This is a genomic window from Arthrobacter sp. TJ-217, from assembly GCF_058269255.1.
Window position 1 is genome coordinate 139,873 of the sequence record NZ_JBZCNJ010000004.1, and the last position, 22,358, is coordinate 162,230.

Genomic DNA, 22,358 nt, shown 5'->3' on the forward strand with positions numbered 1-22,358 from the left:
CGAGGACCGGCGCACTAGAAGCTGAGCCGGCTGGTTCCCGTGGTGCCGTCCCGGTAGGTCACTTCAACCTCAAGTCCCTCCGCTGCTGCGTTTTCGAGTTCATCACCGGGCAGCCAGAGGGCGAACCGTCCCTCGGATACGGTGGCGGCCACCTCCTTGTGGGTGTGGCTCTCATAACTGACTCCCGCGACGTCGGAACCTGCCGCGCCGGCCGCCAAGGAGATATCGCCCGCTTCCATCGTGCCGGTGCCCAGATCCGAGGTGGTGAGGTCGCGGGGGCCAGGAGCGGCGTAACCGGTCGGTCTTCCAACCGAGCCGATCATTCCGTTGTCGAACGGGTGGGTTGAGTCGTCGGTGATGCACATTGCCGAGAACCCATCGGTTCCTGCAAGCACGACAGTGGTCCAGGCGCCGCGGCGCTCAGCAATCGCCAGCGTGGCAGTCTCGACGTCGTGGGCGTACATTCCGGCGCCTGTGTCCATTTGGGATGCGCGGCACTCGGCCGCGGCGGTGCTTTGTTCCTGCTCCGTCATGCCGGCAGGTAGCGGCGTCCAGGTGGCGAATGCCGGGTCGCCGCCGTTCAGGGACGGCAGGGCGATCAGGCCGGCAGTTACAGCGGCCGCCGCCCCGAGGATCACGGCGGCCCTGCGCCCGGTCCGGGCCGGGCTCCCTTGGGGGCGCCGTCGTCCGGCAGTGGCCGACGACCGCGGGCCCCGCGGAAAGGATGTTGGGTCGGTGGCAAGGATCTGCCGAAGATCGGCATGGGCCCGTTGGGTGTCTGCGCCGTGCTGGCGGGCGGCGTCGAGTGATTTAAGCGTTGTGTAGATGTCTGGGGTGCGGGTCATGATGCGGTTGTCCTTCCAAGGACGGCGGCCGGCGTGCGGGAGGGCTGGGGGAGGTGTTCGAGGAGGAGTCGGAGTGCCCGGCGGGCACGGCTTAGTCGTAGGCGGAACGCGACCGGCGAGATGCCGAGCACGGCCGCTGCCTGCGGTGCTTTGAGCTCTTCGAAGACCGCGAGTCCGAGCGCCTCCTGGTGGACCTCGGAAAGGCTGCGCCACGCTCTGCCCAGGTCCACGCGGTTCGCCACAAGGTCGGCGTCCGAGTCGAGAGAGGGCACCGTTGCGGCATCTGCGAGGCGCACACCCAGTGCGTGGCGACGCTGCTCTCCCCGCTGGGCGTTCAGCAGGATGTTCCGGGTGATGCCGAAAACCCATGCCCTGGCGTCCTCTGGGAGGCGCGGCAGCTCGTCGAGCCGTCGCCACACAACAAGGAACGCGTCAGCGACCACGTCTTCGGCGTGGTCCGGGTGGGCGCGTCGTAGCACAAACCTGAGCAGGTCGGGATAGACCGTTCCGTAGAACGACCTGAAGGTGTGCTCCCGCTGCGGAAGCTCCGAAAAATGCCTCATGCACTGTACGTGTCCGCCACCTGGCCAAGTGTGTCGCTTGGTGTGTCAGAACAGCGCGGAGAAGCCGCCGTCGGCCTTAAGCAGCTGCCCGGAGACCCATCGCCCTTCCTCCGAAACGAGGAACGAGACGACGCCCGCAATATCGGTGGGAGTACCCAGGCGTCCCAGGGGATGCTTGGGGGTCAGCTCGGTGCGCAGCTCCGCGCTCATCCAGCCGGTATCGATCGGACCCGGGTTGAGCACATTCGCTGAAAGCCCCCGGGGTCCGAGCTCGCGGGCGGCGGAAATCACGATGCGGTCGAGCGCTCCTTTTGAAGCTCCGTAGGGCAGGTTGCCGGTGGTGTGGTCGCTGGTGAGGGCGACGACTGCCCCGCCTCCGGAGGGAAGCTGGCGGGCGAAGGCGGCGATCAGCAGCAGACTCGCACGGGCGTTGACCGCCACGTGCATATCAAAGCTTTCTGCCGTGGTGTCCAGAATCCCCGACTCCACGTCGTGCGCGTGGCTCAGGATCAGCGCCGTGACCGGGCCGTGGTTGCGTGTGACAGTCCCCATCAACTCCTCGGGGCCGGTCGGCACGGACAGGTCGCAGGGGTAATCGGTGCCTTTGAGGTCGCTGGTGACGACATTCCATCCATCGGCGACAAGCCGCGGGGCGATCCCTGCGGCGATGCCGATGCTGCGGGCGGCTCCGGTGATCAAGGCAAGAGGCATGCCCCAACACTAGGTGAGCCACCGGGCCGCTGCCCGCAGCTCCGTGATGTGTCTGAACAGCCTCTGGGTCATCAATATGAGTCGGACGTCGAGTAGACCTTGAATGTAACCGGCTGCCGACACGACGCAGGAAGCGATGATGCCAGCCCGGCGTCATCGCTGTAGCCGCCCCCAAGTGAGACTTCCTGATTCACGACAATTCTTGCGAAGCCCATATCGATGGCATCCGGATCAGCTGGGTCAGGGACCGTCCCTGCGGGGAACTCGAGATTGAACGTCGTGCCATCCTTGGCCTTACCCTGCACGCAGTTCGCGGCACTGAGGACGAGGGATCCTTCAAACAGTGCCTCTGGTCCGGACCTTCCGTCGCGTACTTCCGGAGAAACGAGCAGAACCCGATTGGTGGCGGCAGCTTCCGACGATGTTCCGGCGGCGGTGCAGGCCGGAACGCAGACGCCGGCAACGACGCCAACTGCGACGAGGATGAGTTTCGGCCGCGTCACCGTGATGCCCTAGCCAAGTGGTTTCCCATACACGGGACTGTCCAGGCGGTTCCGTTGAACTGACCATCGCGCAGCCGACCCGAGGGCGGCGACAATCACGGCGAGGACTAAGAGCGATAGGGATCCTCCCTGGAGGCCGAGCGCACTGACGAAAACCTGTGCGCCGTATTCCGCCATCTCGTCGGGATAGGGAGCGAGCACACGGGTTCCCGCGGCTGCACTGATGCCCGCGAATCCCGCGGGCCCAACCCACAGCAGGAGCAAGCCGGTGATCGACGCAAAGACCCTGCCGATCGTGTTGAAGCCGCACCACACCAGAATGAGGCCTACGACGACGGCGGGGACCCACCGGACCGCGCCCAGAAGCATCGACTGCGTATCCGTCGAGACGGATCCGAACGGAAGCACGATTCCGCCCAGCCACGCACCCGACATCACGGCGGTAATGCTCATGCTGATCGCCGCCCAGGCCGCAGGAGCCCGGGCAATGAGCAACAAGACAAGAATCCCCGTGAGCATTGCAGCGACAGTCCCCGCGATCAACGCATAGAGGTAAAGGTCCGCGATCGGGACTTTCCTCAGCCCGCCCGAGACAGTTAGCGCGCTTTGAACAGTCCCGACCGTCTGAAGGGCCACCACGCCAAGCGCGACCGCGCTGAGTTTCAGGCGCCGTCCGTGCGCTGGCGCTCGCCGAACTGCGCACCCTGCAATCGCCGAGCCCATGATGACCACCGCGGCAAGGAGGACCAGCGCGTACTGGCTGAAAGGCAGGAACGTCACCGGCATGTCCTCGGGCGGCGTCGCGGTCGCCCACAGATTCTGCAGCGGAAGGCGCATGCCGGTGATCACCCAGGGCAGCAGTCCGAGGGCAGCAGAGGCCAGCCCGACCATCAAGCTTGGAACGCGGTGTATTTCTTTGAGGCTCGGGCTCAGGCTCCGGGCATCTTCCACGGTTTGCACGTCGTCAGCCTAGCCTCCCACTCGCCACCCGCGGCGGGAGTGCGCCGGCGGACAGCAGTCAGGCCTCCACGAACGGCTGCGGGGGTTGACGTGGGCTCCTAGGATGACGGAATGGAGGAGTACACCCGCACGCCAATAACTCCGCCCACCTTCCGGGATGCCGAAGGATTGGTAATCGAGTACGGGAATCGGTGGCACTCGAGAGGGGGGCCACCAGATGACAGTTACAGCCGGATCAGCAATATCGAGCGCTTCGCGCCGCTGCAGCAGGTCACAGGAGACCTGATCGCTTACCTGCTCCGCAATTACGACGTCGAAAGGGCAGAGACGGACGGACAGGAATTCGGCTACTACCAGCCCACAATCCCCACGGAGCTGCTCAGGCTGGTCCCTGCGGATCCCGCTGCGTCCCCCATCACCTTCCTCACATCAGCCGCAGGGACCACGATTCACTGCGGAACGCTGTTCAATGAGGCGTTTCCTGCGTGTGCTTGTGATGCCTGTGACGAAACCCTTGAGGAGGCCGCATCAGCGATGGAGCGGACGGTTTTCGCGGTCGTGGGCGGTGGGTTGCGGGAAGCCGTGGATCTGCGCGAACCCCTGCCGGTGTGGAAGGAGCTTCGAGGGGCCGACGGTACGTGTCAGAGCAACGGCAGGCTTGAGGACCTTCCCGAGGGTTGGCAGGAGCTTGCCCGAGCAATGGACCGTGAACCCCTCGCCCGGCACTGGGCGGCGTGGCCCGAGCGCGGGCCCAAGCGCTAGGAGGAAAACGAACCGAGGGAGGGTGCACACTGTTGGCGCGCTCGCCGTCATATGCAAAGCGGGTGCTGAGATGAACCGTCGAGATTGGAATAAGGGCAGGAGACCAATGACCAAGACCAGCAGAGGTGTAACCCCAGTCCCGCCGCTGCATGGGAAACGTTGACAGCTGATGATCGCCATGACGGAACCGGAGGGCTGCGGCAACGCCCCGCGCCACCTGGTCATCCGGGAAATCGTGCTCGCATTCGCCGAGGTCAACGCCCCACAACTCGATAGACTGCTCGCCGACAAGGTGAACTGGGAAATTCCCGGCGGTGAGGCGATTGAAGGAGTGGCCGGCGTGATCGACAGGCTCTCCGGGCAGGCCGAAGTGGACCACATCGAGCTGAGCTCGATCCTCACCCGCGGCAGGGAGGGCGGCGTTGACGGCGTGATCACCTTCCGCAATGGGACCAAGCAGGCGTTCTGCCACGTGATGCGGTTCGCGTCCGCGGCAAAAACCGCAAAGGTCACCACAATCAGGAGCTACCTGATCAATCTGTAGGCCCGAGAGCTACGCAATAGCGGCGCTGTGGTCCGGCGAGTATGCGCTTCCCGGGAGCCACCCCGGGCTAGGCTGACTTAGTGCCATTTGCCATCCGCCCCGACAGGACAGACTCCACTGGTGCCGGGGTGTTCGGCCACCGGGCTCGCATCAAGGCCTTCACCTCCATAGCCGGCGCTCTCCTGGCCTTTGGCATGGCCGCCTGCACTCCGGTGCCGGATGACGTGGCTGCAATTGGGCAGAATCCGGCACCCGCCGAGAGCCCTTCCGCGGCCCGTGAGAGCGATCCCGTACCGCCGGCCACTCCTGGCATCTCCAACCCGTCAGCGCCGGCCGCCCTTGACGCACTGGAGGCGCGCGCGGTCAAGGGCCGCGCCCCGAAAACCGGGTACGACCGGGATCAGTTCGGACCTGCCTGGGCCGATGTGGACCGGAACGGATGCGACAGCCGCAATGACGTCCTGGCACGGGATCTGACTGGGGAGACCTTCAAACCCGGCACCAATGGCTGCGTTGTCACCGCTGGCGTCCTCGCCGACCCCTACACCGGCAGGAAAATTGACTTCGTGAAGGGCGGCGACGCCCTCGTGGACATTGATCACGTAGTGGCGCTTGGCAACGCCTGGGTGACCGGCGCCCAGCAGCTCTCTCCCGAGGCCCGCCGGGACTTCGCCAACGATCCGCTGAACCTGCTCGCCGTCGACGGGCCGGCGAACCGCCAGAAGGGCGACGCCGACGCCGCCACATGGCTGCCCGCCAATAAGGCGTTCCGCTGCGAATACGTGGCACGGCAGACCGCGGTGAAAGCCAAGTACCAACTGTGGGTGACCACGGCAGAGCGGGACGCCATCGCCAAGGTCCTCGCTTCGTGCCCTGACCAACCGCTCCCCGAGGATTCTCAGACCGTCTCGGCTGTCCCGCCGTCGCCGGGCACGCCTGTTGAATCCCCACCGGCACCTTAGGCTCCCGTCGGAGAGGCGACCGCCACACAGGCCCCGCCGTCAGGCCATGTCTCCTATGCCAGCTGCGCCGAAGTCCGGGCAGCGGGGGCCGCTCCGATCCGCGCGGGCGACCCGGGATTCGACGCCAAGTTCGACCGAGACGGTGACGGAGTCGGTTGCCAGTCCTAATGTAGGCGAAGGGCACTCTCTTGGTTGTGCTCGGCATCACATATTCGGCATCCGGAGGGTGCGGGACCCTCCGGTCCATGGAACCGCCCGTCCGTGCCGTTTCGGCGGATTACTTCCCTGCGGCATGATGGCCGGATGGGGGAGATGGATGGAAACACGCGCATGAGCCAGCACTTGGGTCACGGGGCACCCGGAGCACATCAGGGTGCAGCGAGGCAGGAAAACAACATCAGCCTCAAACAGGCGTGGTGGGCACTGCTGTTTGTGGTGCTCTATGTCGCGGCGTTCGTCGGTGCGGTGCTGGCAGCCGGGCTGCTCGACCTGGTGGACTTCACATCGGGCACTTCCATCGTAGTGTTCCTTGCGGCAACCACAGCGCTGATCATCCTCGCTCTGTACCTGCATCTGATTCGAAGGAATTGCCTGAGACTCACCGATCTGGGTTTCCGGCGGCCCACGCCGAGGATGTTCCATCTGCTCTGGCAGATCCCCGTCTCGATCCTGACCGCCGGAACGCTGCAGGTCCTTTTCCTTTCTGCCCTAGTCCCGCTGGGCGTCGACACTTCAGCTGCCGGGTCGTCGGGCGACCCCTTCGCTGACCTCCCCGCTCTGCCCCCAGGGGTCGTCATCCTCGCCGCCGTCGTAATTGCCGTCCTGACGCCGCTGTGGGAGGAGATGCTGTTCCGGGGTGCTTTCCTCAGCGGTTTCTCGCGGCGGTACAAGCCCTTCACAGCCGTCGTGCTGTCCGCAGTGCTCTTTGCCGCCCTCCATTTGGTGATCCTCAACTTCGTCCATCTCTTTGTGCTCGGTGTGGCGCTGGCGCTCCTGCGCCGGTTCCACCAAAACCTCTGGGCGCCCATCCTGCTTCACGCGGCGAACAACGCGCTAGTCCTTCTGATCGTGTTCACTGTCGCCTGAGCTGTCACGAGGACGGGTGGGTGCCGGCTGGTGGCGCGGACAGGCTTCCCCGCGGCGCGCCTGTGGAGAATACGATGAGGAAGTGGATGCACCAAGTGAAGTCGTTCCTTACAGGCCGTCATGGCCGGTCGACTTCCGCGAGCTTGCAGATTACCTGCGGCCGTTCCTTGCCGGGGTGCCGCACCGGATCGAACATGTCGGAAGCACCAGCGTTCCCGGACTCGATGCCAAGCCCATCATCGATATCGACGTCGTCGTGCCCGAAGCCAATTTCGTTGCTGACGGCGTCGCCGCCCTCAACGCGGCCGGTTACGCGCACCGGGGCAACCTGGGCATCAAGGGACGTGAGGCGTTCGACGTGCTTCCAGGTTTCGCCCACCACCACGTGTACGTGGTCGTGGCCGGCAGCGATCCGCATAACGACCATGTCGACCTCCGCGACTACCTCCGGTCCAATCCCGGGCAGGCCGACCGGTACGCCGCCGTCAAACGGGAGCTGGCCCCACTGCTCATCATCGACCGGCAGCAGTACGTCGACCGGAAGAGCGCCATCGTGACGGAACTTTTGATGCGAGCCCGCGCTCAGGGCGAAGCGGCAACGTGACCACAAGAATTCCGAAACTGCTCATAGTCAGGGGATGTGAAGATCCTGACGAATCATCGAGTAAAGAAGCATGTCGCAGCGCTTTCCCGTGATTTCCAGATAGCTTCGCAGGAGTCCCTCATGGAGGTAACCCGCGCGCTCAGCGGTCTTGATCGATGCCGCATTCCACGGCTCGATATAGAGCTCCACACGCTGCAAGGTGGGTATCGTCCAACCGAAATTGGTCACCGCCCGCAACGCATCCGTAGCGAAATTCTTACGACGGAAAGATGGTGCAATCCCATAGCCAATTTTCGCTCGGCCATCAGCCAGCTCACGCACCCATAAGCCAATTGAGCCAACGCACCGCCCGTGCGCGCGGTCGACTACGGCGAATGAAATTCCCGCCCCCTCGTCATATCGGGATTGCTGCCGTTCCACCCAGAGGTGGGCCTGATGCATCGTGGCGTCCAGGGGGAGTGAACCGATACTAGATACGTAGGGATCACTTGCCAGATCCACGGCCATGGCAGCGTCACTGCTACGGAACCGCCGCAGCATCACAGACCCGTGAGCGGGGTTCGTCGTTGGCCACGGATGAAACAAGGGCGGATCGCATGCCCAAAGTGTGTCAGAAATCGAAATTCGAGTGTGGGTCACCCACATGGAACTGGACGAAATCCACCACGTCACCGCCGCTGATGCCGGGGTAGTGGTGGGCGAGTCCTTGTTGGAGTGCTAGGACAGAGGAGGCACCTTCAAGTTGTGCGTGCTCCTCGGTCAGTTCTTCCAGGCGCAGCGATCTAATGCTCTCAATGACTCCGGGCAACCGCCGGTACCCGTTGTCGTCCTCGAAGAGGAAGAGTGCCGGACCGACATCGATTGGATCGCGGTACCGGGTCGTTGCGGTTTTCACACCCTGCTCAACTTTGTCGTAGTAGGCGCAGTTGAAACGTAAAAACCGCCCGGGCGCGGCGTCGGGGTGTTGGAAGGTGAAGGGCAGCAATTCAAGTACAGGCCTGGTGTCGGGTCCGTCATTCGTGGGAACGATGATGATGCAGTCGGGGTGAAGATCCACGATGGTTTGCCGGCAGCGCCCGCAGGGCGCGATGACACCGCGGCCCTCGCTGCCTACTGCCACCATCGTGGTGAGCGGACCTGCGTCCGCGGTCGCTGCTGCGCCGAGGACGACGAGCTCGGCGCAGGGCCCGCCGGTGAAGTGATACACATTTTTGCCGGTGTATATCCTGCCGAAGGTGTCCATCGCTGCCGCAGCGACGGTGTGGTTGGGATCCTCACCAATATGGGCAATCAGGTCATTGGCGGCATCCAATACGCGCTTTTCCTGGGCGGTCAACATCGCTTCATTCTTGCAGAGAATACTCATGAGGCCGCACCATCAATTGCTCGAGGAAACATTTCAGCCTTGAGGGGAGTCCGCAGGCGCCGATTCAATAAGCTCAGTAGAATATGAGGTAGGAATTGCCATGGATGAGTCCCGCAATGGAAAGCGCATGCGCGGGGCAGAGAACCGCGGCACGCGCGGTGGTGTCGTTATCAGGATTGCCAGAGTGCACATCCGGTACGCAGTCAACCGGGGGGCTGAGAACTAGGTCAAGTGTTGACACCTCGTTTACCACGGACCAATCTGAGGGCAGGGCCCGGCATCGGGAGGCGACGTGGAGCCATCTACGAAGGATGCGGCAACCAAGGCAGCTTGGATAACAGGCGGGTTGGCCTTGGCCGGCACGGTGATAACGGTGCTCTTTACCAGCGGGGTTCTTGGCCCGGGGGAGCCGCCGCCTCCGGCCCCAGCAACGTTTGCCGCCGTACCGACGACACCATCGCCTGAACCGACAACTGCTGAACCGACGACACCAACACCTGAACCGACGCCCGTCGTACCCGCAGGAGTCGAAGGACACTGGATGGGCGGGGGATCAGTGTCAGAAAACTTTCATCTGACCATCGCGAGCGACGGAACCTGGACATTGATCGACGGGAACAACGTTCAAGCGGGTCACGTGGATGAGGGGAAAGTGGTTTTCAACGGTTCGCAGGCGGTCTTCTACTACAACGACGGAAGCACTCCGCTCGTCGTCGATTGGACGATGGCTGAAACCCCGACGAACACCGTTCTGCATCTGGGAACCTACACCTACACCAGACAGTAGCCGTATGGACGGTTGAGCACGGCTACCGGTGTATATGAGAACGCACTGTCGAGTGAGATCCTTCGCATCCGACCGGGAAATGTGTAACCGGATGTTTGGCGACAGGCCAGAGCCTCCAGGTATTGTCCCGAAATCTTCGAACAGAGTGGATGCCAGTGAGATCAGGACAGTTGAGTCAGCCCCAGGATCCCGAGGTCGGTCTTGCCACCGGTCACGCTGGTCCTGCGGTCCACTTCACCCATCGGCTCTATCCGCGGCGGGATGCTGCCCGCCGTGGTTGTGACCCTTAGCCGTTGGCGTGACGCCGGTACGCGAGCCGTCGGCGCCACTCGCGGACGGCCCAGAAGGCGACGATGAGCGAGAAGGGCACCAGCAGGAGCATCAGGTAGAGCCCGGTCAGGGTCACCAAGGGGGAGTGGAATCCTCGGAGGAATCCGAGGCCGCCGAAGGATCCGACAACCCAGAAAACGAGGACGGCCAGGAGTGCTCCGGCGGAGGGGAGAAGGTCACGGTTTTTGTTTAGCCACTGCATTGGGTTCCTCAAAGACGGATTATCACTACTTCCATTGTCCGGATGGGTGGTGCTTTCTCCGCTTTGGGCGCGTATTGGTTAAGTCACATTGACAAGACAGGCCGTGCCGCCCCGTCCGATCTCCAGCTTGCGGTGGGCAAAGCAATACTTCGAGCATGGACCTCGTGCAGGAAGACCGCGGACAGCGGTTCGCTACTATCTGGGCCTGCTCCTGGCCGCGGTCTGGGCCGGTGGGGGAGGGTTGTGGGCCGGTTTCTGGTTGGTGGGTCTACCGGCGTGGATTCTGTTGTGCCAGCGTTCAAGCGGCCATCCGGGAAGGAAAAGAGCCGCGGAGTTGATGGGGTTCGCGGGTCTGTACGCCGGTGCATCGCTGATCTTCGTCCTGAGCCTCTACATCCCGAATCCGGCAGCACTGCTCTTGCCGTTGTTGCCAGCGGCGCGGCTGTATCTCGGGTCGCCGCCCGCCGGACGCAAAATCCAGTCCCTGTTTGATGTGGTCTTATCGACCGCGCTGGTCGTACTCGTTCAGGCACAGCCGGAATACGACTGGGGAACGGCATGGTCCTATGCCGGAGCAGCGGTCACCGGGGTCCTCATCCTCGCTCTACACGCTGGCCGCAAACCAGCAGGACTCGATGCGGATTGATTCGAAGACGAGGGCTCGGCGATAACCGGACACATGAGCACCCACTGAGTAAGGGCGGGGGAGCAGGCGGGTAATTGGCAGGTCCGATGCGAGACTGGACAGCAGCGACAGCACACTGAACCAGGGGGAGAAGTGGCGGGCACCAGCAACAAGAGGGCAGAGCGGCCAAGCCGCTGGGTGGCGGCGGAACGGCGGTCCGCCGAGATCAGGGACAACGGTATTGGGGAGGCGCTCCGGATCTATTACACCCGGTATTTGGCGGTCGGCGTGCCGACTCTCCTGGCGCTGGGTACCGCCGGCGCTTATCTGCTGTTCGACGGCGGACGGGGCCAGTGGGCCTTGCATGTCCAGTTCGGAGTGTTTCTGATGTTTGGGGGTTGCTGGATTGGGGGGTGGGCCTACAACTCCAAGCGGATGAGGCCCACAGTCGAGCTGGGGTGGGGAAAGGTGATGATCGCGCTGAACAAAACCGATCAGAAGTCCGTGCGCCGCCAAATTGCGGGCCAGGAGCCTATTGACCGGGAGCACCTGACGGTGGTCCGGGCGGCCGCCGTCCAACTGCGCGAGGAGACTGCCGCTGTTCTCCTTTACCTGCCGTGCTCGGTGGTCTATTTCGCACCCGTGACCCGGCTGTGGTGGTACGCGTTCCCCGCCGGCATTCTCATACTCGCATTTGCCTATGTCCAAGTCAGGGATTTCCTCCGGCTGGGACGGTTCCTTCAGGAGACCGACGGTCTCACCTGAAAGTGCAGAACCGGCGTGTTCGGTCCGCTGTCGCACGCGGAAGAGTCGTTCTCGGATTTCAGCTAAGGTGGCAGCCGCCCGAATCGCCGACCAGGACCATGGCACGTTCACTAAGACGATGACGCGGAATCGCCCAATATTCACGGCTCTCAGGCCGCGTCGGCGACCGGTTAGAGCACCAGGCCCAACGCGAAGGGGCCGATCAGCACCGTGAATATCGTTATCAGAAGAACACCCACGATATTGAGCACGATTCCCCCGCGAATCATCTCGCTGATCTTGACGTTGCCGGTGGCGAAGACAATAGCGTTCGGCGGTGTTCCCACGGGCAGCATAAAAGCACAGGTGGCCGCCAGCGCCGCTGGAATGAGCAGTGCCATGGGGTCGACTCCTATCCCGATGGCCACCCCGCCGAGAATGGGGATGAAGGTGGCCGCCGTTGCGGTATTGCTGGTGATCTCGGTGAGGAGCAAAACGATGAGGACTACTGTGGCCAGCAGCAATATGATCGGCAACGCTCCGAGGCCCGTGACCCGCTCACCGAACCATGCATCAAGACCCGTGCCTGCCACTGCTGCAGCCAACGAGAGGCCGCCTCCGAACAGCAGCAGGACACCCCAAGGCAAACCCTCCTCGGCATCCTTCCAGTTGAGGGTCATGTGACCCTTTTTGTCACCGGGGATGATGAACAGCAGGGCACCGGCCGCAATCGCGACAACGGTGTCGTCAAAGAGGTCAAGGAAGGGCAGTTGCTCACCGAGATTGCCGATATTGGAAAGCAGGCCTGGGACGATCCAGAAAAACGCGGCAGCTACGAAGACAGCGCGCACTACCTTCTCGCCTTGACTCATCGGGCCGAGGGCGGCGATTTCGTCATTGATTAACTGCTTACCGCCGGCCACCTCGTCCAGATTGAAACGGAAGATAACCCGTGTGATGAGCAACCATGCCAGCCCAATGAACACGACAACGATAGGGACACCGAGCAGCATCCATTGGGCGAAACCAACTGTCTTTCCAAGCTCATCGCTGATGTAACCGGCGACGATAGCATTCGGAGGGCTGCCTAGGAGAGTTCCCAATCCGCCGATCGTGGCGGACCACGCGACAGCCAGGACCAGGGCTACCCCGAAAACGCGAACCTCGCGATTCTCCACAACGTCACTGACAGCCCTGCCTGACCGCAGCCCTTCACCAACGTCTTCTGAAGCCTGGCCGGCGGTAGCACCGTCACCAGTTTTGGTGCTGTTCTCAACCACGAGGGTCAGCACGCTCAGGGCGATAGGCAGCATCATCAGCGTGGTGGCAGTATTGGACACCCACATTGAAAGGAAAGCGGTGGAGACCATCAGACCGAGGACGATCCGACGAGGGTGAGTACCCACCCGCCGCAGTGTCAACAGCGCGATCCTGCGGTGCAGGTTCCACTTCTGCATGGCAATTGCGATGAGAAACCCACCGAGGAACAGGAACACAATCGGGTTCGCGTATGGGGCAGTGGTTTCTTCGATCGTTCGTTGCGTCAGAACGGGCATCAGCGCTATCGGCAGCAACGAGGTCACCGATAGCGGCACCGCCTCCGTCATCCACCAGACGGCCATCAGGGTGCCGACGGCTGCTACCACCCGAGCGTCGTCCGAAAGGTCGGACGTGCCGAGGAGCAGGTAGACCACGATGGCCAGTGCCACCCCAAGGCCACGGACAAGCCAGATACGGCGCGGCCGCGGGGACGGGCCGTCCTGGGGCTCCTGGTCGAACTCGCCTTGCTCAGCTATAACTCGCTTGGACGGATCGCTCATTTCCGGCCTCCGCACGCCATTGTGTCGTTGGGTGCCAACAAAGTAGCAGGTGGGTGCCGGGTCAACAACTCCGGGATGCCGACAGCCAAAAGGGTTGACGCCAATGGGGCGGAGCGGGATTGGGGGGATGGTGAGCAGTGTCCACTCCCGGCGAAGGTGGCACTCGCCCGAGCCGATGGCTAGGAACGTGCGGCCACAATTCGTCGGGGGTTGGTGAACTGATTTGAAGCTGGCGGTAGCGGGCCAGCCGTTCCCGGCCCGCTACCGATCTTGCGCAGCCAGTCAGCCCGCGGGCTGGTGCTGCTTGGTCTGGGGCGTCCAACGGACGTGTGTTGGCAGGTCATCTGCCAACGGGTCCCTGACCAGTGAAAGACGCGGGCGGATTGCGTCGGTGCGCGCCGATGGCGGTTTGCGTCGGCCTGCCTTGAACTGGACGGGCCACTCGGTTCCGGGGCCGCGGTACTCCTGTTCAGCGGCCGCATGGAGAGTCCATTGAGGGTCGTACAGGTGCGTCCGTCCCAAGGCGCAAAGGTCTGCGCGGCCGGCGAGCAGGATCGAGTTGACGTCGTCATAGGTCGAGATCGCTCCTACAGCGATCACTGCTGCACCAGCCTCCTTCGCCACCGAGTGCCGTATGACGTCCGCAAACGGGGTCTGGTAGCTGCGTCCGAACTGAGGCTTCTCGTCCTTGGCAATCTGGCCGCTGGACACGTCGATCCCATCGGCCCCGTGGGTAACGAAGGCACGCGCGATTTCCGCGGCTGCTTCCACCGTGTTGCCGTCCGGTAGCCAATCCACCGCGGAGAGCCGCACGAGGATTGGTTTGTCCGCTGGCCATTCCTGGCGGATGGCGTCGAAGACTTCGAGCGGGTAGCGCAGACGGTTCTCGAGGGAACCACCGTACTCGTCGCTGCGGCGATTGGAGATGGGGGAGAGGAAGGAGGAGAGCAGGTAGCCGTGGGCTGCGTGGACCTCGAGCAGATCGAAGCCAGCTTCCGCGGCCCTGCGGGTGGAGGCAACGAACTGTTGCTTCACTTCGTCCATGGTTGTCCGGTCCATCTCGCGCGGGGTGGCGCTTCCCTTTCCGTAAGGAACAGGGGAGGGCCCGAAGGTTTCCCAGTTTCCCTCGCTGAGTGGTTCATCCATGCCATGCCACATGAGGCGGGTAGAACCCTTGCGGCCTGAGTGTCCGAGCTGGACTCCGATGGCGGCATTGGACTGGGTATGAACGAAGTCAGTGATCTTCTTCCAACTGTCGCGTTGCTCGTCCGAGTACAGGCCCGTGCAGCCCGGAGTGATGCGCCCGATGTCGGAGACGCAAACCATTTCGGTCATGACGAGCCCGGCGCCGCCCAGAGCCTTGCTGCCGAGATGGACCAGGTGGAATTCGCCCGGCACTCCATCGACTGCCGAGTACATGTCCATCGGCGACACCACAATGCGGTTCTTCAGCTGCAGGCTGCCGATGCTGTAGGGCTGGAACATAGCCGGCGCGTTTGATTCGAGTCCTTGTGCCCGTGCGAATGCCTCGTCCACTTTGGCTGTGAAGTCCGGGTCGCGCAGCTTGAGGTTTTCGTAGGTGATGCGCCGGGAGCGGGTGAGCAGGTTGAAGCAGAACTGCGTGCGCTCCTGATCCTTGTATTGGCCGATCGTTTCGAACCATTCAAGGGAGGCTTGTGCTGCGCGTTGTGTCGATTCAACGACCGGGCGGCGTTCGGTTTCGTAGGCCTCGAGCGCGTGTTCGATGTCCGGGTGCTCATGCAGGCATGCCGCCAGGGCCAGGGCGTCTTCCATCGCCAGCTTTGTGCCCGAGCCGATGGAGAAGTGTGCGGTGTGTGCCGCGTCGCCGAGGAGGACGATGTTGCCGTGCCGCCAGTTTTCATTGCGGACAGTGGTGAAGTTGATCCACTTCGAGTTGTTCGTGAGGACCTTATGACCCTCCAACTCTTCGGAGAAGATCTCGCGGAGTCTGTCCACCGATGCGTCGTCACTGACGCCGGGCGGGAACTGCTGGGACTCGCTCGCATCGAAGCCGGCGCGCCGCCATACGTCTTCGTGCATCTCCACGATGAAGGTGGAGCCTTGATCGGAGTAGGGGTAGCCGTGGATCTGCATGACTCCCCACTCGGTCTCCTTGACGAAGAACTTGAACGCTTCGAAAACGAGATCAGTACCGAGCCACATATATTTCGATTCGCGGGGGTCCAGGCTTGGACCGAAGGATTCGGGGAACCGGTTCCGGATGGCGGAGTTCAGGCCATCTGCCGCGAGCACGAGGTCGTACTCGGCGGAAAGCTGTTCGACGTCGGGGGCCATGGTGCGGAAGCGAAGGTCGACGTCGAGCTGCTGGCACCGCTGCTGCAGGATTTCCAGCAGCTCCTTGCGGCTCATGGCAGCGAAACCCTGACCACCGATGGTGGTCATCTCGCCCTTGAAGTGGATGTCGATGTCGGTCCAGCGGGCGAAGCGCGCGGCCATGCTGGCTGCGACGACCGTGTCGGCGTTCTCGATGCCGCCGAGCGTTTCATCACTGAACACGACACCGAATCCGAAGGTGTCCTCGGCGGCGTTGCGTTCCCAGACTGTGACGTGGTGTGCGGGATCGAGTTGCTTCATCAAGGCGGCGAAGTAGAGCCCGCCCGGGCCTCCGCCAACGATCGCGATCTTCATGTCGGTTTCCCTTTTCTTGACGTTAGGAGGTGTGGAGTTCGGCCGGCGGAGTTGATTCCTCCGCGAGCTGCTGACGCAGCCGGAAGTGCTGGAGCTTGCCGCTGGGATTGCGGGGCAGGTCGTCGACGAACCGAATGTCGCGCGGATATTTGTAAGGGGCGATGGTTTGCTTGACGAAGTCCTGGATTTCGCGCCGCTTCGCGTCATCCCCCTCGACGCCCTGGCGGAGAACGACGAAAGCGCAGACGATGTTGCCCCGCTCGGGGTCCGGACGTGCGACGACGGCGGATTCGACGACGTCAGGATGTTGATTGACGGCGATTTCGACCTCGGGTCCGCTGATGTTGTACCCGGCGGAGACGATCATTCCGTCCGTGCGGGCCTGGTAGTAGAAGTAGCCGTCCTCGTCTTTGAGGAAGGTGTCACCAGTGACGTTCCACCCGTTGACAACGTAATTGAGTTGTCGTGTGTCGTTGAGGTACCGGCATCCGGTGGGACCGATGACGCCCAGGCGTCCGATGAGTCCCGGTCCGAGTTCCTGGCCGTCGTCGTCGAGGATCGTTGCCCGGTATCCGGGGACAGGTTTTCCTGTCGCCTCCGGTCGGATGTCACCCACGGCCGCGGAGATGAAGACGTGCAGCATTTCGGTGGCTCCGATCCCGTTGATGAGATCAAGCCCGATTTTCTCCTTAACTTCCCGCCAGGTCTGGACAGGCAGGTGTTCTCCTGCGGAGACGGCGATCCGCAGGTTCTTCAGGAGGCCTTCCTGGCCTTCCTTGAGGATGGCACGGTAGGCGGTCGGTGCAGTGAACAGGACGGTGACTCCCCGGTCATGCACAAGCCGGGCGAGCTCGAGCGGTGCGCTGCGCTCGGTGAGCAGGGCGGATGCGCCAAAGCGAAGCGGAAAGACGACGAGCCCGCCGAGGCCGAAGGTGAACGCCAGCGGCGGGGAGCCCGCGAAGACGTCGTCGGGCACTGGCGCGAGTATGTGCCGGGCGAAGGTGTCAGCGTTGGCGAGGATGTCGCGGTGGAAGTGCATCGTGAATTTCGGGGTGCCCGTGGTGCCGGAGGTGGGGCCCAATAGCGCGACGTCATCCGATGCCGTTTCGACGGCAGCGAACTCGCCCGACTTCGTTTCGCACCGGTGAAGAAGGTCGTCGGTTCCATCCCCGCCTACCGGGACCAGCAGTGTCTGCCCCAGAACGTCAGCAAGGCCGGAGAGGAAGCGGTGGTCGGCGAGGAGCACTGTCGGACTCGTGCTTTCAACGAGCCTTAACACTTCCTCGGTACGCAGCATCGGCATGGTGGTGACAACTACCGCCCCTGCTTTGAGGACGCCGAGCCAGCAGGCGACAAGCCACGGATTGTTCGGGGCGCGCAGCATGACGCGGTTGCCGGGCACGACACCGAGGTCCTCCACGAGGACCTGAGCGACCTGATTGGCACGGCGGCGGAGTTGGCCGTAGGACCATGTTTCACCGTCCGGGGTGTGCAGGGCGGGCCGGTCGGGGCCGAAGGCTGCCGTCGTCTCGTCGATGAGAACCGAAGCGGCGTTGAGCCGGTCCGGGTACTCCAACTCGGGCAGGGTGAATTCCAGCACCGGCCATTGTTCGGCTGGGGGCAGGTTGTCGCGCGTGAACGTGTCCTGGTGCGCTGACGGAGACAGATGCATGGATCTACTTCCTCAAGGATGCTCGTGGGGCGTGATGTGCGGGACCGGAGGGTGGGCTTAGCCGCCGGGACGGATCAGGCCTTCTTGTGCGACGGTGGCCAATAGGCGGCCTTCCTGGTCGAAGAACTGGCCGCGGACCAGGCCGCGGCTGCTTTGGAGGGAACAAGCTTCCTGGACATACAAGATCCACTCATCAGCCCGCCCTTGGCGGTGAAACCACATGGAGTGATCAAGGCTTGCCGTCTGGAGTCCGGGCGCGGCCCAGGCCAGGCCTTGGGACCGCAGCAGGGGTTCAAGGATCGTGTAGTCACACACGTAGGCCAGTGCCGCGCGGTGCAGGTTGGGGTCGTCAGGAAGCTGGTCGAACGCCTTCACCCACACTGCCTGCCGGGGTTCCCTACTGCCGGAAACCTCCGTGTAGAGGGGACCTTCGACGTGTCGCATGTCAAAGGACCGGCCCGCAGCCCAGTACTCGGCTGCCGGCCCTTGCTCCCTGGCCAGAACGGTCGCCGCCGCAGGCAGCTCTTCCGGGCCAGGAACCAGGGGAGCGTCGGGGGCCTGATCGGCACCTGTCTCAGGGACCTGGAAGGAACCGATGGCGTCATAGACAGGCTTCTCGCCCTGAAACGCGCGAACATGACGGGTCGAGTAGCCGCGCCCATCGCGCAGGCGCTCCACCTCGTAACGCACCGTCACTCCGATGTCGACAGGACGCATGAAGTAGCTGTGCATGGAGTGCAGCACGCGGTCACCGTCGACGGAGTGCATCATCGCGGCTGCGGCCTGGGCGACCATGTCCCCGCCGAAAGCCTTGGGCCAGGGGACATACTGCGTGCGTGCCGTCCAGGCCTCGTCGTACAGCTGGGCGGTATCTGGCTGCAGGTCCAAGGCCGCGAGGAAGATCTCCGACGTCGGGCCGGCCTTACGCTGGCTGGCCCCTTCCGCGGCGGTGTTTGCGGTTGTGTCCGCTGCCGAGGTCATGGGATTCATGCGCGTCGGTAGTCCGCGAGCGTCTCATCCGGAACATCGTCGAGGTTTACGACAATGTTCTCCGGTGTCCGCGCGGTGAGCCAGACAAGCTCTTCGGTGGTGGACATGTTGGCTTCGACGTGCGGCATGAAAGGGGGAACGAACACCCAGTCGCCGGCGGTCATGTCCAGGTACTCCTTGTAACCCTCGCCGAAGTAGATCCGACCGCGGCCGCGGAGGACATACCCGCCCGTTTCTGCCTCGCCGTGGTGATGTGGCAGTGACCGGTAGCCGGGGGTGTTCGAAACCTGACCGAACCAGATCTTCGTCGCGGGTGTGTGCTGGATGCTTACGCCGGATACGCGGATGCAGTCTCCGGACTGGGCGGTGTTGGTGTCTTCCTCACCGGAGCGCGTCACGACGGGGACGACCTTGCCGTCAGGGCCGGAATAGGCGCTGTTGTCACCTTCGGTGCGGTACTGGCTGACCGTGCTCATTGGATGCCCTTCTCGTTGGATATGTCGACGTCGTGACGACCGTCACGTAGAGTGAAGGTAGCACGGAGGACATGAACCGCGCTAGGGGTAATTAGCCCCGTCACCTGTACACAGCACCCGACCACGGATGGAGCCGTCCCTATGCAGAACCTGATTGTCAATCCCGCTTCCCTGCCTGCCCCTTCGGGATACTCCCATGCCGTACGGACGGGAAACACGGTTTATCTGGGTGGACAGACGGCCCTGGATAAGGACATGAAAATTGTGGAGGGAGGCATTGTCGAGCAGTTCGCCCAGGCCTTCCGGAACGTGCTGGCTTCACTGACCGAAGCCGGGGGTAAACCTGACGATCTGGTGAGCGTGACGATCTACCTGACCGATGTGGACGACTACATGGCGCACGGAAGGGAGATCGGTAGGCTATGGCGCGACATGGCCGGCAACCGGTACCCCGCGATGGCAGGTATCGGGGTCACCCGCCTGTGGCAGAAGGAAGCACTAATCGAAATTCAGGGCGTCGCCGTCATCCAGGACGCGGCGTAGCTGCAGCTGTGGCTTCCCGTCGCGGGCGGTCTTCCCCTGCGGCCGCCGTTTCCGGACGATAATCACCGACATCACGCCCCTCCGAGGAGATCCACATGAAGCTGGCCACGATTCGTTACGCGGGTTCCACCTCCGCAGCTGTCCTTCGCGAAGATGGCACTGCCATTCCGCTTCCAGTCGGTGACCTGGGCGAGCTGATCTCCGGCCCGGGCTGGAAGGACGTGGTCGCTGCAGCCCTGGACTCCCAGGCGGATGTGATCCCCGCGGGGGAGCTTGATTTCGCTACACTCTTGCCGCACGCCGGGAAAGTAATCTGCTGTGGACTGAATTATGCCGAGCACATCCAGGAGATGGGACGCGAGCTCCCGGAATACCCTACGCTGTTTGCCAAGTATGCCGACACCCTCATCGGGGCCCGGGATGAGATCGCCGTGCACGGTAGTTCCCGGGTCGATTGGGAAGCCGAATTGGCCGTGGTGGTGGGGGCCGAACTACGACATGCCGATCTGGGCGAAGCCAGAGCGGGCATCGCCGGATACACGGTCGCCAATGACGTGTCGATGCGTGACTGGCAGAACCGCACCCTGCAGTGGTTCCAAGGAAAAGCCTTTGATGCGACCACTCCGGTCGGACCGGTCATGGTTACCGCCGATGAGTTCGCTGACGACCCCGCCTTCCGCGTTCGCGGCTATGTCAATGGGAAGCAAGTGCAGGAAGGCGACACCAGGACCCTGGTGTTCGGGCCGGCGCAGCTGCTTGCGTACATTTCGGAGTTCACGACGCTGAGGCCGGGCGACCTCGTGCTGACCGGCACCCCTGGCGGCGTGGGTATGGGCATGACTCCTCCGCAGTTCCTCGCCGACGGGGACGTGCTCCAGACTGAGATTGACGGCATCGGCCGCTTGGTCAACCGCATCACCTTTCCGTCAGCGCAGCCGCCGTCCTGACGCGGGAACTACCGGAAGAGGCAGGGATCATGACAGCCCGGTCTCCTGCGTAGTCATGTCCGTGTGTCCTTCGACCGCCCCGGAGCATGACGGCGTGAATGTCCAGCACCAGGAGATATTGATATAGCGCTCTTGTAACGAACGGCATATATAGAACATACTGTGATTCGCAACACAAACCTCCGCGCGCTTCAACTGCATCTATGGCCCGCTGTCATGTGGGCGAGACAGGACAAGGTGATTCATGGCAACCCCGGCTTCCACCCAGTGGCCCGTTCCACAAAAAACCACCAACCGAGTGCTCCTAGCCTGCTGGATGGCTATTCTGGCCGAGGGTTATGATGTCGGCGTTCTGGGCGCGATCATCCCAGCGTTGGCCGCATACGAGCCATGGGACCTTTCCCCGCTGGAACTGGGTGGGCTGGGTTCCTACGCGCTCATCGGCATGCTCATCGGGGCGATGACCATCGGTTCAATCTCGGACCGGGTCGGCCGCAAGAAGATGTTGATGCTGTCCGTACTCATCTTCACCACCACCCAACTGGGCGCGGCGCTGGCCCCTACGCCGGAGATCTTCGGCCTGTTCCGCTTGCTCGGAGGATTGGGCATGGGCGGGATCATCCCTGTGGCCGCTGCCCTGACGATCGAGTACTCCGCCCCGCGACGGCGGTCATTCAATTACGGTCTGATGTATTCCGGCTACTCCTTGGGCATTCTGGCAGCCGCTCTCGTCGCCCTGGCACTGCTGCCGACCCTGGGATGGCGCTGGGTGATTGGCATGGGCTGTGTGCCGGTGCTCCTGATTCCTCTGCTGGCGTGGATACTTCCAGAATCTCTGGAATACCTGATGGCTAAGGGGCGCCGCACGAAGGCAGCCGAGTTGGCCCGCAAACTGAACATCGCTCCCTTCGTGGAGTCCGACTGGACTCCGGCTCCCTCCGCTGCCGATGCCACAAAGGCCGTTGGATGGAAGGAGGCGCTTTCAACCTTGTTCTCCCGGGGGTACCTGCGTCCGACCGTTCTCTTCTGGATTGCCATGTTCTGCGGCCTGTTGCTGGTCTACGGCCTGAACACCTGGTTGCCTTCGATTATGCGTTCGGCCGGCTATGACCTTGGCTCGGCCCTCACGTTCCTGGCCGTTTTCAGTTTGGCCTCTGCCATTGGTGGCATCGTTCTCGGTCGTGCAGCCGATGCCTACGGCAAGAAGCTGATCCTGACGACGTTCTACCTTCTGGGCGGGGTCGGCATCCTCCTGCTGATGTTCCCCAACCACATTGTGATCAACTACGTCTTCGTGGCCCTGGCCGGTATTGGCTCGATCTCCACTTCCCTCGTCCTTACCGGCTGGGTCGCTGATTACTACCCCTCCTACGCCCGTGCCACCGCCACCGGCTGGGCGCTGTCATTTGCCCGAATTGGAGCAATCTGCGGGCCGCTGATCGGCGGTTGGATCGGCTCCGCTGCACTGCCATTCCAGTGGAATTTCATTATCTTCTCGCTGTTCGCGCTGGCAGCCGCGATCGCCATCTCGCTCATCCCGCGCCCACCGGCAGCCCAGCTCAAATCACGCTCGGGCTCGGATGATCAGATGACGACCACGCCCACGACCACCTGATCCGTTCCTCCGGCCAGCAGTCGTGACTGCT

At 63.0% G+C, this 22,358-nt stretch carries 24 protein-coding genes and 1 pseudogene; 12 read left to right on the forward strand and 13 right to left on the reverse strand.

Annotated elements, in window-relative coordinates; translation table 11 throughout:
• Positions 1-14: 14 nt before the first annotated feature.
• The 5 genes from AC4D2R_RS08675 to AC4D2R_RS08695 form a co-directional block, all read right to left on the reverse strand.
• Positions 15-845: a hypothetical protein gene (locus AC4D2R_RS08675; protein ID WP_490939340.1), complete on the reverse strand. Its 831-nt coding sequence runs from the start codon at positions 843-845 to the stop codon at positions 15-17.
• Positions 842-1,408, reverse strand: a complete 567-nt coding sequence (locus AC4D2R_RS08680) for an RNA polymerase sigma factor (protein WP_490939342.1) — start codon at positions 1,406-1,408, stop codon at positions 842-844. The genes AC4D2R_RS08675 and AC4D2R_RS08680 overlap by 4 nt, the downstream gene beginning before the upstream one ends.
• A gap of 45 nt (positions 1,409-1,453) precedes the next feature.
• Complete coding sequence (locus tag AC4D2R_RS08685) at positions 1,454-2,119, reverse strand: SDR family oxidoreductase (protein ID WP_490939344.1); 666 nt, start codon at positions 2,117-2,119, stop codon at positions 1,454-1,456.
• A 71-nt stretch (positions 2,120-2,190) separates the two neighbouring features.
• Entirely contained in the window at positions 2,191-2,622 is a 432-nt protein-coding gene (locus tag AC4D2R_RS08690) for a hypothetical protein (protein WP_490939346.1), read from the reverse strand.
• A gap of 9 nt (positions 2,623-2,631) precedes the next feature.
• Positions 2,632-3,582 carry a hypothetical protein gene (locus tag AC4D2R_RS08695; protein ID WP_490939348.1) on the reverse strand — a complete coding sequence of 317 codons (951 nt, stop codon included), beginning with the start codon at positions 3,580-3,582 and terminating at the stop codon, positions 2,632-2,634.
• 111 nt (positions 3,583-3,693) lie between these two features.
• Between AC4D2R_RS08695 and AC4D2R_RS08700 the strand changes: the two genes are divergently transcribed.
• The 6 genes and pseudogenes from AC4D2R_RS08700 (at position 3,694) to AC4D2R_RS08725 (ending at position 7,540) form a co-directional block, all read left to right on the forward strand.
• The gene (locus AC4D2R_RS08700; RefSeq protein ID WP_490939350.1) at positions 3,694-4,344 is read left to right on the forward strand and encodes a DUF6226 family protein; all 651 of its coding nucleotides are present in this window, start codon (positions 3,694-3,696) and stop codon (positions 4,342-4,344) included.
• 169 nt (positions 4,345-4,513) lie between these two features.
• On the forward strand, positions 4,514-4,888 hold the full coding sequence (locus tag AC4D2R_RS08705) for a nuclear transport factor 2-like protein (protein ID WP_490939352.1): 375 nt from the start codon (positions 4,514-4,516) through the stop codon (positions 4,886-4,888).
• A gap of 80 nt (positions 4,889-4,968) precedes the next feature.
• Positions 4,969-5,850, forward strand: coding sequence for an HNH endonuclease family protein (locus AC4D2R_RS08710; protein ID WP_490939354.1), 882 nt, complete (start codon positions 4,969-4,971; stop codon positions 5,848-5,850).
• A 66-nt stretch (positions 5,851-5,916) separates the two neighbouring features.
• Positions 5,917-6,018, forward strand: a pseudogene (locus AC4D2R_RS08715) (excalibur calcium-binding domain-containing protein); the annotation flags it as partial.
• A gap of 162 nt (positions 6,019-6,180) precedes the next feature.
• Positions 6,181-6,936 (forward strand): CPBP family intramembrane glutamic endopeptidase, encoded by a 756-nt coding sequence (locus AC4D2R_RS08720; protein WP_490939356.1) that lies wholly within the window; start codon positions 6,181-6,183, stop codon positions 6,934-6,936.
• Positions 6,937-7,018: 82 nt separating this feature from the next.
• Entirely contained in the window at positions 7,019-7,540 is a 522-nt protein-coding gene (locus AC4D2R_RS08725; RefSeq protein WP_490939358.1) for a GrpB family protein, read from the forward strand.
• Between the two features lie 27 nt (positions 7,541-7,567).
• On the opposite strand, the gene AC4D2R_RS08730 is transcribed toward AC4D2R_RS08725, so the two are convergent.
• Both AC4D2R_RS08730 and AC4D2R_RS08735 read right to left on the reverse strand, forming a co-directional pair.
• Complete coding sequence (locus AC4D2R_RS08730; protein WP_490939360.1) at positions 7,568-8,080, reverse strand: GNAT family N-acetyltransferase; 513 nt, start codon at positions 8,078-8,080, stop codon at positions 7,568-7,570.
• Between the two features lie 70 nt (positions 8,081-8,150).
• Positions 8,151-8,879, reverse strand: coding sequence for a hypothetical protein (locus AC4D2R_RS08735; RefSeq protein WP_490939362.1), 729 nt, complete (start codon positions 8,877-8,879; stop codon positions 8,151-8,153).
• A 583-nt stretch (positions 8,880-9,462) separates the two neighbouring features.
• Here AC4D2R_RS08735 and AC4D2R_RS08740 point away from each other — a divergent pair.
• Positions 9,463-9,693 (forward strand): hypothetical protein, encoded by a 231-nt coding sequence (locus AC4D2R_RS08740; RefSeq protein ID WP_490939364.1) that lies wholly within the window; start codon positions 9,463-9,465, stop codon positions 9,691-9,693.
• Positions 9,694-9,979: 286 nt separating this feature from the next.
• Here the strand turns inward: AC4D2R_RS08740 and AC4D2R_RS08745 are convergent, their stop codons facing one another.
• Positions 9,980-10,225 carry a hypothetical protein gene (locus AC4D2R_RS08745; RefSeq protein WP_490939366.1) on the reverse strand — a complete coding sequence of 82 codons (246 nt, stop codon included), beginning with the start codon at positions 10,223-10,225 and terminating at the stop codon, positions 9,980-9,982.
• Between the two features lie 334 nt (positions 10,226-10,559).
• On the opposite strand from AC4D2R_RS08745, the gene AC4D2R_RS08750 reads away from it, so the two are divergent.
• Together AC4D2R_RS08750 and AC4D2R_RS08755 are read left to right on the forward strand one after the other, a co-directional pair.
• A complete protein-coding gene (locus AC4D2R_RS08750; protein WP_490939368.1) occupies positions 10,560-10,871 on the forward strand; it encodes a hypothetical protein in 312 nt (103 codons plus the stop codon).
• Positions 10,872-11,003: 132 nt separating this feature from the next.
• On the forward strand, positions 11,004-11,615 hold the full coding sequence (locus tag AC4D2R_RS08755) for a hypothetical protein (RefSeq protein WP_490939370.1): 612 nt from the start codon (positions 11,004-11,006) through the stop codon (positions 11,613-11,615).
• A 170-nt stretch (positions 11,616-11,785) separates the two neighbouring features.
• Here AC4D2R_RS08755 and AC4D2R_RS08760 read toward each other — a convergent pair whose 3' ends face one another.
• The 5 genes from AC4D2R_RS08760 to AC4D2R_RS08780 all read right to left on the reverse strand — a co-directional run bounded on the left by AC4D2R_RS08760 (position 11,786) and on the right by AC4D2R_RS08780 (position 19,222).
• Positions 11,786-13,414 (reverse strand): SLC13 family permease, encoded by a 1,629-nt coding sequence (locus AC4D2R_RS08760; protein WP_490939372.1) that lies wholly within the window; start codon positions 13,412-13,414, stop codon positions 11,786-11,788.
• Positions 13,415-13,696: 282 nt separating this feature from the next.
• Positions 13,697-16,084 carry a bifunctional salicylyl-CoA 5-hydroxylase/oxidoreductase gene (locus tag AC4D2R_RS08765; protein WP_490939374.1) on the reverse strand — a complete coding sequence of 796 codons (2,388 nt, stop codon included), beginning with the start codon at positions 16,082-16,084 and terminating at the stop codon, positions 13,697-13,699.
• Between the two features lie 22 nt (positions 16,085-16,106).
• Positions 16,107-17,756 (reverse strand): AMP-binding protein, encoded by a 1,650-nt coding sequence (locus AC4D2R_RS08770; protein ID WP_490939376.1) that lies wholly within the window; start codon positions 17,754-17,756, stop codon positions 16,107-16,109.
• Positions 17,757-17,813: 57 nt separating this feature from the next.
• Positions 17,814-18,746, reverse strand: coding sequence for an acyl-CoA thioesterase (locus tag AC4D2R_RS08775; RefSeq protein ID WP_490939378.1), 933 nt, complete (start codon positions 18,744-18,746; stop codon positions 17,814-17,816).
• Complete coding sequence (locus AC4D2R_RS08780) at positions 18,743-19,222, reverse strand: cupin domain-containing protein (RefSeq protein WP_490900252.1); 480 nt, start codon at positions 19,220-19,222, stop codon at positions 18,743-18,745. Before AC4D2R_RS08780 ends, AC4D2R_RS08775 begins: the two co-directional genes overlap by 4 nt.
• A 141-nt stretch (positions 19,223-19,363) precedes the next feature.
• Between AC4D2R_RS08780 and AC4D2R_RS08785 the strand changes: the two genes are divergently transcribed.
• The 3 genes from AC4D2R_RS08785 (at position 19,364) to AC4D2R_RS08795 (ending at position 22,327) form a co-directional block, all read left to right on the forward strand.
• On the forward strand, positions 19,364-19,765 hold the full coding sequence (locus AC4D2R_RS08785) for a RidA family protein (protein ID WP_490939380.1): 402 nt from the start codon (positions 19,364-19,366) through the stop codon (positions 19,763-19,765).
• Positions 19,766-19,860: 95 nt separating this feature from the next.
• Positions 19,861-20,712: a fumarylacetoacetate hydrolase family protein gene (locus AC4D2R_RS08790; protein ID WP_490939382.1), complete on the forward strand. Its 852-nt coding sequence runs from the start codon at positions 19,861-19,863 to the stop codon at positions 20,710-20,712.
• Positions 20,713-20,956: 244 nt separating this feature from the next.
• Complete coding sequence (locus AC4D2R_RS08795) at positions 20,957-22,327, forward strand: MFS transporter (protein ID WP_490939384.1); 1,371 nt, start codon at positions 20,957-20,959, stop codon at positions 22,325-22,327.
• Positions 22,328-22,358: the final 31 nt, after the last annotated feature.

Excerpts from the sequence above, each read along its gene's own strand:
- AC4D2R_RS08765 (WP_490939374.1), bottom strand. The coding sequence starts at position 16,084 with ATGAAGATCGCGATCGTTGGCGGAGGCCCGGGCGGGCTCTACTTCGCC.
- AC4D2R_RS08770 (WP_490939376.1), bottom strand. The coding sequence starts at position 17,756 with ATGCATCTGTCTCCGTCAGCGCACCAGGACACGTTCACGCGCGACAAC.
- AC4D2R_RS08775 (WP_490939378.1), bottom strand. The coding sequence starts at position 18,746 with ATGAATCCCATGACCTCGGCAGCGGACACAACCGCAAACACCGCCGCG.
- AC4D2R_RS08700 (WP_490939350.1), top strand. The coding sequence starts at position 3,694 with ATGGAGGAGTACACCCGCACGCCAATAACTCCGCCCACCTTCCGGGAT.
- AC4D2R_RS08790 (WP_490939382.1), top strand. The coding sequence starts at position 19,861 with ATGAAGCTGGCCACGATTCGTTACGCGGGTTCCACCTCCGCAGCTGTC.
- AC4D2R_RS08785 (WP_490939380.1), top strand. The coding sequence starts at position 19,364 with ATGCAGAACCTGATTGTCAATCCCGCTTCCCTGCCTGCCCCTTCGGGA.
- AC4D2R_RS08795 (WP_490939384.1), top strand. The coding sequence starts at position 20,957 with ATGGCAACCCCGGCTTCCACCCAGTGGCCCGTTCCACAAAAAACCACC.
- AC4D2R_RS08675 (WP_490939340.1), bottom strand. The coding sequence starts at position 845 with ATGACCCGCACCCCAGACATCTACACAACGCTTAAATCACTCGACGCC.
- AC4D2R_RS08705 (WP_490939352.1), top strand. The coding sequence starts at position 4,514 with ATGATCGCCATGACGGAACCGGAGGGCTGCGGCAACGCCCCGCGCCAC.
- AC4D2R_RS08685 (WP_490939344.1), bottom strand. The coding sequence starts at position 2,119 with ATGCCTCTTGCCTTGATCACCGGAGCCGCCCGCAGCATCGGCATCGCC.
- AC4D2R_RS08745 (WP_490939366.1), bottom strand. The coding sequence starts at position 10,225 with ATGCAGTGGCTAAACAAAAACCGTGACCTTCTCCCCTCCGCCGGAGCA.
- AC4D2R_RS08720 (WP_490939356.1), top strand. The coding sequence starts at position 6,181 with ATGAGCCAGCACTTGGGTCACGGGGCACCCGGAGCACATCAGGGTGCA.
- AC4D2R_RS08760 (WP_490939372.1), bottom strand. The coding sequence starts at position 13,414 with ATGAGCGATCCGTCCAAGCGAGTTATAGCTGAGCAAGGCGAGTTCGAC.
- AC4D2R_RS08735 (WP_490939362.1), bottom strand. The coding sequence starts at position 8,879 with ATGTTGACCGCCCAGGAAAAGCGCGTATTGGATGCCGCCAATGACCTG.
- AC4D2R_RS08680 (WP_490939342.1), bottom strand. The coding sequence starts at position 1,408 with ATGAGGCATTTTTCGGAGCTTCCGCAGCGGGAGCACACCTTCAGGTCG.
- AC4D2R_RS08780 (WP_490900252.1), bottom strand. The coding sequence starts at position 19,222 with ATGAGCACGGTCAGCCAGTACCGCACCGAAGGTGACAACAGCGCCTAT.
- AC4D2R_RS08730 (WP_490939360.1), bottom strand. The coding sequence starts at position 8,080 with ATGCTGCGGCGGTTCCGTAGCAGTGACGCTGCCATGGCCGTGGATCTG.